The 1,260-nt window shown below is 66.1% G+C and carries 2 protein-coding genes; both read right to left on the bottom strand.

The genetic code is table 11. The annotated features are described in order from the left end of the window. Positions 1-931, bottom strand: a 931-nt coding sequence (locus AQJ64_RS08360; RefSeq protein WP_244902641.1) for an alpha-amylase family glycosyl hydrolase, incomplete at its 3' end; no start/stop codon positions are given. 32 nt (positions 932-963) lie between these two features. Further along, a partial coding sequence (locus tag AQJ64_RS08355; RefSeq protein WP_211286471.1) for an alpha-glucosidase C-terminal domain-containing protein occupies positions 964-1,260 on the bottom strand: 297 nt, incomplete at its 5' end.

Genomic DNA, 1,260 nt, shown 5'->3' with positions numbered 1-1,260 from the left:
CGAGGATTTCGGAGACGGGGTGGCGGGATTCGCGGCGGACGGCCATGAAGATGCGCGGCATGACGGGGAAGTGGAACGCCATGTGGCATTCGTCGCCGCCGGTGGTGTAGTCGCCGAAGTAGTCGACCACGTCCTCGGGCCACTGGTTGGCCTCGGCGAGGATCACCGTGTCCGGATACATCGCGTCGATCTCGCGGCGCACCCGCTTGAGGAACGTGTGCGTGGCGGGCAGGTTCTCGCAGTTGGTGTCCTCGGCCGCGTACAGGTAGGGCACCGCGTCCAGCCGGAACCCGTCGATGCCCAGGTCCAGCCAGAAGCGGAGAGCGGCCAGGATCTCCTCCTGCACGGCCGGGTTCTCGTAGTTGAGGTCCGGCTGGTGGGAGAAGAAGCGGTGGAAGAAGTACTGCTTGCGGACCGGGTCGAAGGTCCAGTTGGAGACCTCGGTGTCGACGAAGATGATGCGGGCGTCGGCGTACTGCTTGTCGTCGTCGGCCCACATGTAGTAGTCGCCGTAGGGCCCGTCGGGGTCCCTTCTCGACTCCTGGAACCACGGGTGCTGGTCGCTGGTGTGGTTCATGACGAAGTCGATGATCACCCGCATACCGCGCTGGTGGGCGTGGTCGACGAACTCCACGAAGTCGGCGAGGTCGCCGAACTCGGGGAGCACGGAGGTGTAGTCGGCGACGTCGTATCCGCCGTCGCGCAGGGGGGACTTGAAGAAGGGCGGCAGCCAGAGGCAGTCGACGCCGAGCCACTGGAGGTAGTCGAGTCTGGCGGTGAGACCCTTCAGGTCGCCGACGCCGTCGCCGTCGCTGTCCTGGAAGGAACGGACGAGGACCTCGTAGAAGACGGCTCGCTTGAACCAGTCGGGATCGCGGTCCTTGACGGGGGTGTCCTCGAACGTGTCCGGAACAGGTGAGTTGACGGTCATGGCGGTCTGGGGCCTCCGATCTGGGGTGCGGATCACCGGACGTGGAACACGTGGGCCGGCCTTGTGCCGGGGTCCAGGCGCACGTAGTTGTGCCGGCCCCAGGTGTAGGACTCACCCGTCAGCTCGTCGTGCACCGACAGGAACGCGTGCTGTTCCAGGCCGAGTTGCGGCAGGTCCAGCGAGACCGTGGCCTCCTGGGTGTGGTGGGGGTCGAGGTTGACGACGACGATCACCGTGTCCGCCCCGGTGCGCTTGCTGTAGACGAGGACGGACTCGTTGTCCGCGTCGTGGAAGCGCAGGTTCCTGAGGTGGTGGAGTGCCGGGTGGCT

The sequence above is a fragment of the Streptomyces griseoruber genome, from assembly GCF_001514205.1.
In the GTDB taxonomy this organism is placed as follows: domain Bacteria; phylum Actinomycetota; class Actinomycetes; order Streptomycetales; family Streptomycetaceae; genus Streptomyces; species Streptomyces griseoruber.
Note: the sequence above shows the minus strand (reverse complement) of the source record. Positions and strands in the feature narration are given on the sequence as shown.